At 64.0% G+C, this 14,034-nt stretch carries 15 protein-coding genes and 1 tRNA gene; 6 read left to right on the top strand and 10 right to left on the bottom strand.

The window, feature by feature from the left end:
- Positions 1 to 22: 22 nt before the first annotated feature.
- Both IAE36_RS10205 and IAE36_RS10210 read right to left on the bottom strand, forming a co-directional pair.
- Entirely contained in the window at positions 23 to 160 is a 138-nt protein-coding gene (locus tag IAE36_RS10205; protein WP_201212191.1) for a hypothetical protein, read from the bottom strand.
- 120 nt (positions 161 to 280) lie between these two features.
- The gene (locus IAE36_RS10210) at positions 281 to 1,495 is read right to left on the bottom strand and encodes an MFS transporter (RefSeq protein ID WP_201212193.1); all 1,215 of its coding nucleotides are present in this window, start codon (positions 1,493 to 1,495) and stop codon (positions 281 to 283) included.
- 188 nt (positions 1,496 to 1,683) lie between these two features.
- Here IAE36_RS10210 and IAE36_RS10215 point away from each other — a divergent pair, with 188 nt between their 5' ends.
- Together IAE36_RS10215 and IAE36_RS10220 are read left to right on the top strand one after the other, a co-directional pair.
- Entirely contained in the window at positions 1,684 to 2,604 is a 921-nt protein-coding gene (locus IAE36_RS10215) for a FecR family protein (RefSeq protein WP_201212323.1), read from the top strand.
- Positions 2,605 to 2,698: 94 nt separating this feature from the next.
- Positions 2,699 to 2,775, top strand: a tRNA-Met gene (locus tag IAE36_RS10220).
- Between the two features lie 111 nt (positions 2,776 to 2,886).
- Here the strand turns inward: IAE36_RS10220 and IAE36_RS10225 are convergent.
- From IAE36_RS10225 to IAE36_RS10235, 3 genes are all read right to left on the bottom strand, one after another.
- Positions 2,887 to 3,234 (bottom strand): type II toxin-antitoxin system ChpB family toxin, encoded by a 348-nt coding sequence (locus tag IAE36_RS10225; protein WP_028631709.1) that lies wholly within the window; start codon positions 3,232 to 3,234, stop codon positions 2,887 to 2,889.
- Positions 3,231 to 3,485 carry an AbrB/MazE/SpoVT family DNA-binding domain-containing protein gene (locus IAE36_RS10230; RefSeq protein WP_201212196.1) on the bottom strand — a complete coding sequence of 85 codons (255 nt, stop codon included), beginning with the start codon at positions 3,483 to 3,485 and terminating at the stop codon, positions 3,231 to 3,233. The genes IAE36_RS10225 and IAE36_RS10230 overlap by 4 nt, the downstream gene beginning before the upstream one ends.
- A 104-nt stretch (positions 3,486 to 3,589) precedes the next feature.
- A complete protein-coding gene (locus IAE36_RS10235) occupies positions 3,590 to 4,210 on the bottom strand; it encodes a LysE family translocator (RefSeq protein ID WP_201212198.1) in 621 nt (206 codons plus the stop codon).
- A 136-nt stretch (positions 4,211 to 4,346) separates the two neighbouring features.
- Between IAE36_RS10235 and IAE36_RS10240 the strand changes: the two genes are divergently transcribed.
- Positions 4,347 to 5,261, top strand: coding sequence for a LysR substrate-binding domain-containing protein (locus IAE36_RS10240; protein ID WP_201212200.1), 915 nt, complete (start codon positions 4,347 to 4,349; stop codon positions 5,259 to 5,261).
- Here IAE36_RS10240 and IAE36_RS10245 read toward each other — a convergent pair.
- The 3 genes from IAE36_RS10245 to IAE36_RS10255 are packed head-to-tail and all read right to left on the bottom strand — an operon-like array spanning position 5,201 to position 7,050.
- Positions 5,201 to 5,758 carry a D-Ala-D-Ala carboxypeptidase family metallohydrolase gene (locus IAE36_RS10245; RefSeq protein WP_236408798.1) on the bottom strand — a complete coding sequence of 186 codons (558 nt, stop codon included), beginning with the start codon at positions 5,756 to 5,758 and terminating at the stop codon, positions 5,201 to 5,203. The two genes, IAE36_RS10240 and IAE36_RS10245, sit on opposite strands and share 61 nt — an antisense overlap.
- A gap of 60 nt (positions 5,759 to 5,818) precedes the next feature.
- On the bottom strand, positions 5,819 to 6,271 hold the full coding sequence (gene rimI, locus IAE36_RS10250) for a ribosomal protein S18-alanine N-acetyltransferase (protein WP_028631714.1): 453 nt from the start codon (positions 6,269 to 6,271) through the stop codon (positions 5,819 to 5,821).
- The gene (locus IAE36_RS10255) at positions 6,268 to 7,050 is read right to left on the bottom strand and encodes an energy transducer TonB (protein WP_201212204.1); all 783 of its coding nucleotides are present in this window, start codon (positions 7,048 to 7,050) and stop codon (positions 6,268 to 6,270) included. Before IAE36_RS10255 ends, rimI begins: the two co-directional genes overlap by 4 nt.
- A 206-nt stretch (positions 7,051 to 7,256) precedes the next feature.
- On the opposite strand from IAE36_RS10255, the gene mksB reads away from it, so the two are divergent.
- The 3 genes from mksB to mksF are packed head-to-tail and all read left to right on the top strand — an operon-like array spanning position 7,257 to position 12,071.
- Positions 7,257 to 8,546 carry an Mks condensin complex protein MksB gene (gene mksB, locus IAE36_RS10260; RefSeq protein ID WP_201212206.1) on the top strand — a complete coding sequence of 430 codons (1,290 nt, stop codon included), beginning with the start codon at positions 7,257 to 7,259 and terminating at the stop codon, positions 8,544 to 8,546.
- Complete coding sequence (gene mksE / locus IAE36_RS10265; protein ID WP_201212208.1) at positions 8,536 to 9,243, top strand: Mks condensin complex protein MksE; 708 nt, start codon at positions 8,536 to 8,538, stop codon at positions 9,241 to 9,243. Before mksB ends, mksE begins: the two co-directional genes overlap by 11 nt.
- Positions 9,240 to 12,071: an Mks condensin complex protein MksF gene (mksF, locus tag IAE36_RS10270; RefSeq protein ID WP_028631718.1), complete on the top strand. Its 2,832-nt coding sequence runs from the start codon at positions 9,240 to 9,242 to the stop codon at positions 12,069 to 12,071. Before mksE ends, mksF begins: the two co-directional genes overlap by 4 nt.
- Positions 12,072 to 12,410: 339 nt before the next feature.
- On the opposite strand, the gene IAE36_RS10275 is transcribed toward mksF, so the two are convergent.
- Together IAE36_RS10275 and proB are read right to left on the bottom strand one after the other, a co-directional pair.
- Entirely contained in the window at positions 12,411 to 12,875 is a 465-nt protein-coding gene (locus tag IAE36_RS10275; RefSeq protein WP_201212210.1) for a CreA family protein, read from the bottom strand.
- On the bottom strand, positions 12,872 to 13,990 hold the full coding sequence (gene proB / locus IAE36_RS10280; RefSeq protein WP_201212212.1) for a glutamate 5-kinase: 1,119 nt from the start codon (positions 13,988 to 13,990) through the stop codon (positions 12,872 to 12,874). Before proB ends, IAE36_RS10275 begins: the two co-directional genes overlap by 4 nt.
- Positions 13,991 to 14,034: the final 44 nt, after the last annotated feature.

Below are 14,034 nucleotides of genomic sequence, written 5' to 3' on the forward strand. Positions count from 1 at the left end.
GCGGGCGATGCGCAAACGCAGATCAGTTCAGGTGTGGCGAGAAGGTGAAGGCAAACAGCACGCTGCGCCGGCGCTTGAGCACCGTGTCACTCGGCCACGCGCGGCGCAGGCCCTCAAGGGCTGGCTGACGGGTGCTGGGCAGGGACAGGAAACGGCGCATTGCTAGGGCTTCTACGCAGAGGTGACAGGAAGAGGCGGCACTCTAGGCCACCGCAGGCAATACCGTCAATTGCCCGCAGGCCTTGCCGCAGCGAAGGGGCTGCAACGCAGCCCCCTATCATCAGCGCTTGCCGGTGCTGGGCAACAGGATCGCCAGTACCCCGAACAGCGGCAGGAACGAGCACAGCCCGTACACATACTCGATACCGCGCAGGTCAGCCACATACCCCAGCAACGCCGCCCCGATGCCGCCGAAGCCGAACATCAGGCCGAAGAAGATGCCGGCGATCATGCCCACACTGCCGGGTACCAGTTCCTGCGCGTAGACCACGATGGCGGAGAATGCCGAGGCCAGGATGAAGCCAATCACCACACTCAGCACGGTGGTCCAGAACAGGTCGGCGTAAGGCAGCGCCAGGGTGAACGGCGCCACACCCAGGATCGAGAACCAGATCACGGCCTTGCGCCCGATGCGGTCGCCAATAGGGCCGCCGAAGAACGTACCCGCCGCCACCGCGCCCAGGAACAGGAACAGGTGCAGTTGCGAGCTGGCCACCGATACCCCGAACTTCTCGATCAGGTAGAAGGTGAAGTAGCTGGTGAAGCTGGCCATGTAGAAGTACTTGGAGAACACCAGCAGGCCGAGTACCACCAGCGCTGCAACCACCCGCCCGCGGGAAATGCCATGGGTAGCCTGCACCGGCTTGCGGGCCTTGGCCTGGTTGAGGTGCTCGGTGTACCAGCGGCGCAGCATCAGGGTGACGCCCAGGAAGAACAGCGCGGCGACGCCGAACCACGCCACGTGGGTCTGCCCGAACGGTATGACAATGGCGGCAGCCAGCAGCGGGCCCAGGGCAGAGCCCGTGTTACCGCCCACCTGGAAGGTCGACTGGGCCAGGCCAAACCGCCCCCCGGACGCCAGGCGCGCAATGCGCGAGGTTTCCGGGTGGAAGGTGGAAGACCCGATGCCCACCAGGGCAGAAGCCAGCAGGATCATCGGGAAACTGCCAACGAATGCCAGCATCACGATGCCGATCAGCGTGCACACAGTGCCCATGGGCAGCAGGTTGGGGTTGGGTTTGCGGTCAGTGAAAAAGCCCACCCAGGGCTGCAGCAGGGAGGCGGTGATCTGGAACGTGAGGGTAATCATGCCGATCTGGGCGAAGCTCAGGTTGTAATTGGCCTTGAGCATCGGGTAGATGGCCGGCAGCACCGACTGGATCAGGTCGTTGATCAGGTGCGCCAGGGCGCAGAAGCCGATGATGCGCATCACCAGCGGCGTGGCGTTGCTCGCCGGGGCTGGGGTGGACGCCGGGGTGGCGCTGGGGGTGGCCATGGCCTGGATCTCCGTCGGAATGCTGGGCTCCGATTATCGGGAAACAAATAGATACATAGCTACCTTTTTTTCCCCTCGTCGCCATGCACTTGTAAATGGTTCTCAATATAATTAGCATCTTTTGCCCTTGCCCCTGTCAACGTCGGGCGCCCGCGCCCCTCTCTTGAGCAGCCCTGTCCATGCGCCCGATGCCCGCCCAGCAGTTGCAGCCCGACCCACATGATGAAGCCATGCAATGGTTTGCACTGCTGCGCCAGCCTGGGTGCGATCAACCCCTTCAACACGCCTTCGCTGCATGGTGCCAGGTGCCACAAAACGCACAGGCGTATGCGGAGTTGCAGGCGGTGTTGCAACGCGTGCAGCCCCCTGCAGCCCGACCTCGCCCGCAGCTGGCGCAGGTGCGTCACGGGCATTTGGGCAAATGGCTAGCGCTGGTGTTTCTGCTCGGCCTGGCGATTGCTGCATGCCTGTACTGGCCGCTGTTGCAGCGCCTTGGCAGCGAATTGCACACCGAGGCCGGCGAGCGCCGGAGCACACGCCTCGCCGATGGCACTGCACTGCACCTGGACAGCGCCACAGCGATGAACGTCGACCTGCGCAGCCGCACCCGTCAATTGCAGTTGGTGCAGGGCCAGGTGTTGCTGGAGGTGATGCTGGACGGGCGGGCCATGCAGGTGGAGGTTGGCCAGGCACGTGTGGAAGTGCTCGGCACCCGCCTGCAAATCGCCCGTTTGGCCGGGCGCGATGAGCTGACGGTGTTCAACGGCAAGGCCATGGTTACCCAAGGCGGTGATCAACGCTTGGTCGCGGCCGGTGAACGTGTCAGCTTCGATGACACCCACATCGGCCAGGTGCAGAAAGCTGACCTGAAAACCGCCGACAGCTGGCGCAACGGTCATCTGGTCGCCAAAGACGCTCCACTGGACGAAGTGCTGGCGCGCCTCGCGGGTTACCAGGGCCGGCGCCTCTGGCTACTGGATGACCAAGCGGCGCAACGGCGGGTGAGCGGCAATTTCAACCTTGATCGCCCGGCAGAAAGCCTGGCCCAAGTGGCGGGCCCGCAACACCTGACGCTTCAAGGGCTCCCTGGGTGGCTGATAGTGCGCTGAACCGGAACTGGCTGCTAAGTTTTTGAAAGCGTGCAAATTTTTTTTGAAAGGAGTGTTGACAGGGGGGGCGTTCAAGAGAATAATGCGCGCCATCGGCTACATAGCTCAGTTGGTTAGAGCATAGCATTCATAATGCTGGGGTCCGGGGTTCAAGTCCCTGTGTAGCCACCAAATCCTGCTTCGGCCTGTCAATGACAGTTTACGAAGCAACCTGAAAAGCCCGCCTTGTGCGGGCTTTCTTGTTTCTGACGTTTGTTTCGAGCTTCAGCTGAGCTTGCCTGATTACTCAAACAGTGCCTGAACCCGGGCCAGAACGTCGTCCATTACAACCTCAGGCACTGCTTCTATGCGTTTGGCGCTGCGAGCCTCAAGGTCGACAGTACGAATCTGGTTGCACAGCACCACACCTTGCGTCTCAGCGCCGCTGCCACTCAAAGTGACGGCAAAGCCGGCGTAACGAGCGAAGTCGCCACCCTGAGTGATCGGCGCGATCACCGCCAACCCGGTTGCATTGTAAGCCGCAGGCGTAAGCACCAGCGCTGGGCGATAGTCGCCTTGTTGTTCTCGCCCCTCGGTGGGGTTGAGGTTCACGCGCACAATGTCACCACGATTGAATTTTGCTCTTCTCACGCTTCACGCCCCACCGGTGGCATCGCATTCCAAGCGGCAAGCTCTGCCGGCTCCGGGGCAGACAAATCACATTGCTTCATCAGATCGGCCAATTGGTAATGAGGCTTGGCTTTCGCCGGCTTCAGCGTCATGCCCTCAGCAGACACATCAAGCCTGAGAACGTCACCGCTGACCAAATTCATGAGCTTGAGCACCGCGGCTGGTAGACGAATCGCTGCGCTATTGCCCCATTGTTGAACTTTCACTTCCATAAGCACCTCCATAAAGTATCTTCATTGTAGATACATAAAATGCTTTGGCAAGCAGATATATGGGCGGTTGCCGTATAGCAGTCTCTTCATGTCTGCCAGAGGTCTTACCGCAACCCCACCCCACTCACCGCGACAGCTACCCCCAAACCCATCAGCGCCACCCCGATCACCCGGTCAGCCATCCGTTGCCGCTCAATCATCGCCCTGCGCAGCACCGGGCTTGAGAAGAACACTGCCACCAGGCTGAACCACGCCCAATGCGCCACCGACATGAAGGCGCCGTAGGCGAAGTTCAGCCACAGTGGGCTGCCCGGTTGTACAACCTGGCTGAAGGCACTGATCACGAACAGCATGGTTTTGGGGTTGAGGCAGTTGGTGAGGAAACCTGTGCGCAGCGCCTGCAACAGGCTGCCGGCCGTGGCGGCAGGTTGGTCGAGGTTGATGCGCTGTATGTTGGTAAATGACCGGTAACCCAGGTAGAACAGGTAGCCGGCGCCTAGCGCCTTCATGATCAGAAACAGGGAGGGACTTTGGCTGATGAGCACTGCGATACCGAAGACGGTATACAGCACGTGCACCTGCACCCCCAGCGCAATGCCCATTGCCGCCGCCAGCCCGGCCATCCGGCCCTGGGCATAGCTACTGCGGGTGACCATGGCGAAATCAGCCCCGGGGCTGACGACGGCAAGCAGGGTGAACAGGGCGACGGCGAAGAGTTCGGTCATGGGAGCGCTCCAGATGAGTGACGAAAATGCACTGACGGCGCTATTTTCGGGGGCTCTGAGGCTGGGGAAAATCGATTTATAGTTGAGGTTATCTGCTAGTTTAAGTCACAGATTTCTTGTTTAAAGTACCAACGCCATGAGCCTGCCTCCCCTCAACACCCTGCGCTATTTCGACATCGCAGCCCGCACGCAGAACTTCGTGCGCGCAGCCGAACAACTGCACGTTACCCACGGCGCCGTCAGCCGCCAGGTACGCCTGCTGGAGGAAAGCCTTGGCATAACGCTGTTCGAGCGCCGCAACCGGGCGATTTTCCTGACCCCGGCAGGCCGCGCCCTGCACGCCACTACCCGGGCGGTCTTCGAGCAGCTGGAAACCGCCGTGCAGCAGCTCACCCGCCACGACGATGTCACGTTGGTCGTGTCCTGCGAGCCGACTATCGCCATGCGCTGGCTGATCCCTCGGCTGCCCCGCCTGCACGCGGCCCATCCAGACTTGCAGCTGCAACTGGTGGCTGCTGGCGGGCCGCTGGACTTCGCACGAACCGGCGTCGACCTGGCGATCCGCCGCGACGACTTCCGCTGGCCCAGCCATCTGTACCAGCAAAAAATCTGCGATGAGTGGATCGGCCCGGTGTGCCGCCCTGGCGCGCCGTTGAAGCTGGAAGGCCAGCGCCTGCTGCACAGCGCCACACGCCCCGACGCCTGGGCTACCTGGCTGCACCTGAACGGCCAACCGCCCTGCCCCGGCGAACGCGGCGATTTCGAGCATTTCTACCTGTCGATTCAGGCAGCGGGCGCGGGTCTGGGCATGGCCATGGCCTCGGCATTGATGGTGGGTGACGAACTGGACAGCGGGCAGTTGCAGTCACCGTTTGGCTTTGTGCCGGACGGCTCTGCCTATTACCTGCTGAGCAACCACCGCCTCGATGACGGCGGTAAACGCCAGCGCTTCGCTCAATGGGTGACCGAGCAATGCCAGGGTTGCCTGGCTCACCTGGGCTTGGTGCAAAACGACGAACCCGCACTGCCGTCCCCACCCCAGGTGCGGTAGCCGGCGGTGTCCAAGTGAATGCGGCCGCTTGGGTAGCGGCCCAGGCCCATGTTCCACGCCTGACCATGCTGCTGCCAGAACTGGCACAGCGGGCCGGGGTTGGCCGCGGGCGGCAGCAGAATATCCACCGCAAAGGCCCGGGTATGAGCGCTGCCAGGAGCACCGCCGGCACAGCGGTTCAGGCCTGGGTCGCGATAGGCCGATACCACTTCGAAGGCCGGCAGGATGCCTTGACCATTCAGGGCCTTGAGCAGAGAGAGGGTTGAACGCACTGCAGGCCAGTTGCCCGGAGGGGGTACGGCAAAGGGCGCGGCGCGGCAGGGCTGCCAGTCGGACGCAGAACGCAGCAACTGGTGAATGGGCACCACCCCATAAAGGCGGGCATCTACCAGCATTTCCCGAAACGGCCGCGTCGGGTGGTCGCCCGCCCACTGGGCGAACATCCACACATCCCGTGTATCAGCCTGGGCTGCACTCGCCGCCAGCAGGCCCGCCATCAGCAACCGTGTGTTCACGCCGCCCTCCCCTGCCTGCCTGCAACAGTGGCCGGCGCGGGCTCAGTCTTCGAGCAGCGTGCAGGCCATCACCAGGGCATCCTCACGACCGCCCGCCACTGGATAATAGTCGCGCCGGCGGCCGATTTCGTTGAAACCGAAGCGCTCGTACAAGCGATAGGCCGGGTTGCTGGCGCGTACCTCCAGGAAGCACTCCCGGCCGTTGAGCTGGTAGGCGCGGGCCATCAGGTGTTCAAGCAGCCGCAAGCCCAGGCCCCGGCCTTGGTTTTCCGGCTTGACGGTGATGTTGAGCAGGTGCGCTTCGTCGATGATCACGTTGATCACGCCATGACCCACCTGCTGCTGGCCGTCGAACATCAGCCACACTTCATACGATTTGAGCGCATCCAGAAAAATCCCCCGGGTCCAGGGGTGGCTGAATGCGGCGTATTCGATTTTCAGCACGGCATCCAGATCCGCCTCGGTCATGGGGCGGAAACTGATCGAGTCACTCATTCAACGTGCTTCCAGCGCGCCATCAGCTGGCGCATGGCTTTCCAGACGTCCGCCTTGCGCTGCGGCTCGTCCATCAACAGTTCAAGGCCCGGCAAGGCCCAGGCATCGCCCAGGCCGCCGAGCGGGAGGGTTTGGTAATAGGCCTGCTCGTCGGCATTGGCGGCAAAACGCAGCGCGGGCAGCCCGACCAGCCACAGGCAGGTGCAGGGGGCGTCTTCCAGCCGCGCCTGGACGAAGCTCTGGACAAAATCCCGTGCGGCTTCGGGGCCCTGGTCCATGTTGCCGCGCACCAGCAGCGGCCAGCGTACCGGCTCGCCGATGATCTGCGGGGCATCGGGCAGGCCGGCTGCGCGCAGCATGTCCTTGAGCAGCAGGTAGGAGGGGTCGCGGCTCTGGAACGGCTGGCCGGTAGCAAGTTCAACCAGCAGCAGGCAACTGCCGGCGCGCAGCAGCTGCAGCGAGAAGCGCGGTGGCGGCACAGGGGCGGCGCGGGGCGCTGCGGGTTGCGCCTCGGGCTCGCTGGGCTTGGCGGCGGGTTTGCTGGTGCCCGGGCGCGGAACCTCGATTTTTGGCCGCTCGGCAACGCGGGCCTGGGCGATGACAGGTGCCTGCTCGCCCGGTGGGGCCGGCCTTGCGTCGAAGTCAATGTCTTCGACCGGCATGACCGGCAGCAACAGTTCGGGCCGCGACGGCGCAGCGAACGGCAGTTCGGCGCGCGGCAACCAATGCACCACTTGCATGGCGGAAAGGTAGGCGCGACGACGGGGTTCGGTGAGCAAGGGCGGGTATCCGAGGGGTGAAGGCGGTTGCGCATTCTAACGTGTACGGCGTCGTTTTTGCAGCGCCCATCAGACCGAGCGCCGCTCGATCTGCCAGGCGCCACTAAAACCGAGACATACACACCCCATTACAGACCAAGGGGTAAAACCCCAGGCCCCGGATGCAGTACAATCGCCCCCTTTTTCTTGGCAACGAGCCCAAGCCAATGATCGAACCCAAGCGCGTCCTGCGCGCCCTAGCCGAACACTGGGCCTTGATCGAGCCGCTGTGCGAGCGCTTCGACCAGGGCACCCTGAGCCTGGTGGAGCTGCGCCACCACGTGGCCCGCCAGCAGGTCGAAAGCACCCCGCAGGACATCACCCAGCTGCTTGATGTGTGGATCCGCCTGGATATTCTGGTGCCGGTGGCCAAGAGCCCCAACCGCTTCGAGCTCAACGCCCAGATCCACGACTTCCTGGCTTACCTGCGCCGCGAGCACCGGCTGGGCCTGTGCCTGGAAATCGAAGCCTACCTGCGCCACCTGGAGCGCCTGGCCGGGCACATCCAGGATGCCTTCGACAACCGTGACAGCGACGACCTGGCGCGCCAGCTGCGCCTGCTCGACATGCGCGTGCGCGATGTGCTGAAGAAGCTCGACAATGACGAGCAGGCCCTGGTGGCCGTGGCCGAGCGGGCCAAAACCAGCAACCGCCAGATCCCCCTGCGTCAGCGCTACGCCGAAGTACTGGCTACCTGGGACGAATACGTCGAGCCCATGATCCAGCTGGTGAACGCCGACGGCGCCTTCGAGCAGGGCGTGCGCAAGGTGGAAACCGTGCTGCTGAAACTGCTGGGCGAACAGGCGCGCCTGGGGCACCTGGTCGACGACGACATGCTGCTGCGCACCCACGCGCGCATCCTGGAAATGCAAACCAGCGCCCAGCTTACCCTGCGCCACGCCCGCGAGCTGCTGCTGCCGCTGCGTGAAGAGGCGCGCCGGCACAACGCCGTGACCCGGGGCGCGGCACTGGCACTCTCGGTGATCCGCCGCAAGGGCCTGGACGCCCTGCCGCAGGCTGCCATGCCACTGTTCACCCGGCCGCAGAGCACCTTCCTGGGCAGTGCCAGCCAGGTGGAGGCCTATGTGTATGCCCTGGCCCGCTTCGAGCCCAAACCGGCACGTTTCCCCAAGGCCCACAAGCCTTCCTCCGGCGCCCTGCCCCGTGCACCGCGTACGGTCAAGGAAATGACCGATCGCTGCGAGCAGGCGCTGCCACTGCCCGACCTGATGGTGTGGCTGCTGGAGCAGGAGCCCGAGGGCGCGACCGACGAGCTGCTGTACTGGTTCTCGCGCCTCTCGCGGGAGAAGCGCTTCAAGCGCCAACGCCTGGACCGCCGTGACTACACCACCCAGGAACACCGGGTCAGCCTGCGCTCGTTCGCCCTGACCTCCAGCCGCGAAGACGCCACCACAGCGCCTACCGATACCAACGCGAGCCCAGCCCATGCATCTTGATCTTTCCGAACTGTCCCAGCTCGCGCCGATCTTCCGCGAGCTGTTCAAAGGTTTTCACGTCAGCCGCCGCGACCCCGAGCTGTACGCCCAGTTGTCGAACTTCCAGGACCAGTACCGCACCCTGTTCAAGGCCCTGGGCTTCGAGCTGGTGTGCGATACCCGCGGCTTCTACTACTTCGTGCCGGACATGGCCGCGGCGCAGGTGAACAAGACCGCCCAGCGCCTGTCGCTGTTCACCTTCATCCTGGTCGAGCACCTGGCCGACCAAGGCCGTGACCCGATGGCCGTGCTGGACGGCGGCAGCCTAGGCCGTGACGAACTGCCCTCGCTGCTGGACAAGTACCGCGACCTGTTTCTGCAGGCCGAGGTACAGACGGTGGACGAGCTGGAGGAGAAGATCCTGCGGCGTATGACCCAGCTCGGCTTTGCCCACGAAGAAGGCGGCATCTACCGCTTTCTGCCACCCATGCACCGTTTTCTCGATGTGTGCCTGGCCGTGCAGCAGGACCGCGACCTGGCAGCCACCTTGCACAGCGACCTTCCCCTGCCGACCCCGGTCTTGGTCGAGGAAGAAAGCCCCGAAGCACTCAACCGCACCGACGACCCGCTGGACCTCAGCCCCTTCGAGGGCGAGGAAAGCGAGGAGCAGGCCTTGGCGCGGGCCATTCGCGAAGAGCAACAGGAGATTGACGCATGAGCCAGGAACGCTACGGTATCCGCCGCTTCGCACTGCTCAATACGGCTGGCTACAGCCTCGGCCTGTTCCCGCTGGAACACCCACTGTCGGTGTATGGCGCCAACAACCTGGGCAAGTCGGCGTCGATCAACGCCCTGCAGTTCCCCATTCTGGCGCGCATGTCGGACATGAGCTTCGGCAAGTACAGCCTTGAGCAGTCGCGCCGCTTCTACTTCGCCAGCGACACCTCGTACATTCTTTGCGAGCTGAGCCTGCCCCACGGCACCCACGTGATCGGCGTGGTCGGCCGTGGCCCGGGCGGTGGCTTCGGTCACCAGTTCTTCGCCTACAAAGGCGAGCTGGACCTGGCCCACTACCAGAAGAACGACACCTGCCTACGCCAGAAGGAGCTGTTCACCAACCTTGAACGCCTGGGCATCAAGGCCTACGAGGTGAAGCCCGACGAGCTGCGCCGGCTGCTGGTCGGCGGCCACACCTCGATACCGCTGGACCTCACCCTGATCCCGCTGCGCTCCACCAGCGAGCAGAGCCTGAAAACCTTCCGCGCCCTGTTCATCAACCTGTTGCACATGCGCGAGATCACTGCAGCCAAGCTCAAGCAGCTGTTCCTGGATGCCTTCGAACACAGCCTGCGCTCCGGCAGCGTCGACTACATTGCCGCGTGCGAGGAAGCCTTCCGCGACGTGCGCCGCATGGAGCAGGACTACAACGCCCTGGTCGCCGCCGGCCCCCTGGTGGAAGCCCTGGCCGGTGGCGTGGCCCAGCGCGACATCCTGCGCGGCAAGCTGCACCGCATTTCGCCGGTGCTCGACACCCTGCTGGGCACCTGGCAGGAATACGCCATGGCGCGCAAGGAAGAGCTGGTCATCCAGGCCGAGCACTACCGCGGCGAGCAGGACCGCCTGCAGAACGACCAGCGCGGCGGCACCCAGGAGCTGATGCGCCTGGAGCGGGAAATCACCGGCATCCAGCGCTGGTTGGGTGAGCTGTCGGTGCTGCGCCACCGCTTTGCCCTGGTCGACGACGTCAAGGTGCTGGAACAGCAACTGCTGGCGGCCAAGGACGCCCACGACGAGCTGGCCGGTGCCCTGGCCCAGTCTCGCCAGTTCAGTGCCGAAGACCTGGACGAGCGCGTGCGCGATCTGGAAAAACGCCTGAAACAGGTCAGGCAGCAGCTGGACCACGCCGACAACAACAGCTATGCCCGCCTGCGCGAAGAGTTTTCGCAGCAGGACGTCGACCGCCTGATGCGCCTGTTCAACGGCGCCCTGTTCAGCCTGCCGCTGGGCGAGCGCGGCATCGAGCTGGACGACAGCGACCTGTGGGTCAAATCGCTGGAAGCGGTGCTCGACGGTTTCAAGGGCGAGCGCTTCGAGGCCCCTGGCCTTTCCATCGACCTCACCCACATCGACCCGCCTGCGCTTCAGGCGTTGGCCGACCGCGCTGCATTGCGCGACCAGAAAGAGCGCCTGGACAAGGAGCTGCGGCAGCTGAAGACCCAGCAGGCCGTCAGCGCCGACCGCTCCGCCTCCAAGGCGCAGACAGAAGCCCTGTACCAGCAGGTGCTCGACGCCCAGAAGGCACTGGAAGACTTCCGCCGCAGCCAGACCCTGGCCGCCGAGGAACCCGAGAAGCTGGAGCAGCTGTCGCAGCTGGAAGCCGCCCAGGATGAGCTCAAGCGCTCCAGCGACGCCTTCACCGAGCGCGTCCAGCAGCTGTCTGCCAAGCTGCAGCTGGTCGGCCGCCAGATCGGCGACCTGGAGTCCCAGCAACGCACGCTCGACGACGCCCTGCGCCGCCGCCAGCTGCTGCCTGCCGACCTGCCCTACGGCACGCCGTTCATGGAAGCCGTCGATGACTCGATGGACAACCTGCTGCCGCTGCTCAACGACTACCAGGACAGCTGGCAGGCTTTACAGCGCGTGGACAACCAGATCGAGGCGCTGTACGCCCAGGTACGCCTGAAGGGCGTGGCCAAGTTCGACAGCGAGGACGACATGGAGCGCCGCCTGCAACTGCTGGTGAACGCCTATGCCCACCGCACCGACGAAGCGCTGACCCTGGCCAAGGCCCGCCGCGCGGCGGTTACCGATATCGCCCGCACCTTGCGCAACATCCGCAGCGACTACGACAGCCTGGAACACCAGCTGGCCTTGTTCAACCGCGAGATCAACCGGCGCCAGGTGTCCAACCTGGAAAGCTTCCGGGTGGTGCTGGCGCCCAACAAGGAGGCCCTCAAGCACATCGACCAGATCATCCACAGCGCCGGCCAGTACGAAGAAGGCGAGACCCTCTCGGTGTTCGACCTGACGCAAAGCGCCGAGCAGGACAACAAGAACGAAGAGGCCAAGGAATACTTGGCGCGGCTGGTGGCGGCCAACCACAACCAACTGGGGCTCAAGGACCTGTTCGAACTGGCGTTCGAGATCACCAAGGTCAATGGCCAGCCGGTGATCCACGCTGACATCGACGGCGCGGCGTCCAACGGCACCACCATGACCATCAAGGCGCTGACCAACATGTACCTGTTGCTGCACCTGATGGACCGCGACCTGGCCGGCCGCATTCGTCTGCCGTACTACCTGGACGAAGCTGCCGACATCGACGAACGCAACCAGGCAGCCCTGCTGGAAACCAGCCTGCAGCTGGGCTTCGTGCCGATTCTGGCGAGCGTGAAACCGCAGGTGTCGGCACGGGTGGCGATTGACCTGGAAGGGGGCAGCGGCCCCAATGGCATCTACATCGACGAGGCGGACTGGAAGTACATCAGCCGGCTGGATGAGGTGAAGGCGGTTGTGCGCGAGGGGCAGGCCGAAGAGTTGGCCTGACGGTGCACCCTGTGGGGCGGGGTTACCTGCTAATAATGCACTGCTGCAATTATTCGCGGGTGAACCCGCTCCCACAAGGATCGCGCCAGCATTCAGATTTTTGGCACACAGTTGCTTCTACGCTATCGCGCTGGGCGATGATTCAACGAGCAAACCCCACTCCCTGTGGGAGCGGGTTCACCCGCGAAGCAGGCAGCGCGGTGTATGGCACCGCCTTCGCCGGTGTTCGCGGCTGAAGCCGCTCCCACACGGTGGATTGCGCCAGCATTCAGATTTTGTGGAAGACAGTTGTTCCCACAGGATTGATGTTGTAGCAGCAGGGTTAGTGCTGCTACAGGGTTACTGCTGTGCCCAGGGCAGAATCGGGATCGCGGTCACGGCGTTCTGCGGGCTGCCTTCCACAATGCGGTCGCTGTATACCAGGTACACCAGCGTGTTGCGCTTCTTGTCCAGGAAGCGCACTACCTGCATGGTCTTGAACACCAGCGAGGTGCGCTCCTTGAATACCACGTCGCCATCCTTCAGGTCGCCCTTGAAGCTGATCGGCCCAACCTGACGACAGGCAATCGACGCTTCCGCACGGTCCTCCGCCAACCCCAGCCCACCCTTCACCCCGCCCGTCTTGGCTCGAGACAGGTAGCAGGTCACGCCCTCGACCTTGGGGTCGTCAAACGCTTCGACCACAATGCGGTCGTTCGGCCCCAGGAACTTGAAGACAGTGGATACCTGGCCGATCTCCTCGGCGCCGGCCAGCATGGGCAGCGCAAGCGCCGCCACGGCAAAGATCTTTTTCAGCGTAGTCATACCAGTACCAGATTGTCGCGATGCACCAGCTCAGGCTCGGCGCTGTAACCCAGTATCGTCTCGATGGCATCGGACGGCTGGCCAATAATCTTCTGCGCTTCCAGGGCACTGTAGTTGGCCAGGCCGCGTGCGACCTCCAGGCCATCGGGGCCCACGCACACCACCATTTCGCCGCGGCGGAAGCTGCCCTGCACGGTCTTGACGCCGACCGGCAGCAGGCTCTTGTTGGCCTGTCGCAGGGCCTGCACGGCACCGGCATCCAGCACCAGGGTGCCACGGGTCTGCAGATGCCCCGCCAGCCACTGCTTGCGGGCGGCCAGCATGCCACGCTCGGGGGACAACAGTGTACCCAGTTGCTCGCCGGCCTTGAGGCGGTCGAGCACACGCTCGATGCGCCCACCGATGATGATGGTATGGGCCCCGGAACGCGCCGCCAGGCGCGCTGCGCGCAGCTTGGTCTGCATGCCGCCACGGCCCAGGGCACCGCCGGTTCCACCCGCCACCGCATCCAGCGCCGGGTCATCGGCGCGGGCTTCGCTGATCAGCTGGGCATTTGGGTTGTTGCGCGGGTCGGCGTCGAACATGCCGTCACGGTCGGTAAGGATCACCAGCAGGTCAGCCTCTACCAGGTTGGCCACCAGCGCCGCCAAGGTATCGTTGTCGCCAAAGCGGATTTCGTCGGTGACCACGGTGTCGTTCTCGTTGATCACCGGCACCACGCCCAGCTCAACCAGGGTGCGCAGGGTGCTGCGGGCGTTCAGGTAACGCTTGCGGTCGGACAGGTCGTCATGGGTCAGCAGGATCTGTGCAGTGTGCTTGCCATGCTCGCCAAAGCTGGACTCCCAGGCCTGCACCAGGCGCATCTGGCCAATGGAAGCGGCAGCCTGCAGCTCGTTCATCGCACTCGGTCGCGACGTCCAGCCCAGCTGGCTCATGCCAGCCGCCACGGCCCCGGAAGACACCAGCACCAGCTCAACCCCCGCCTCACGCAGCGCGACCATCTGCTCGACCCACACGGCCATGGCACCGCGGTCGAGGCCTTTGCCATCGGCGGTCAGCAGCGCACTGCCAATCTTCACGACCCAGCGCCTGGCGCCCGTCACCTTGCTTCGCATCTTCTTCCAACCTATGTCGAATCTGTAGATACCGTGGATACAAA

It is taken from the genome of Pseudomonas sp. S36, assembly GCF_016647875.1.
In the GTDB taxonomy this organism is placed as follows: Bacteria; Pseudomonadota; Gammaproteobacteria; order Pseudomonadales; family Pseudomonadaceae; genus Aquipseudomonas; species Aquipseudomonas parafulva.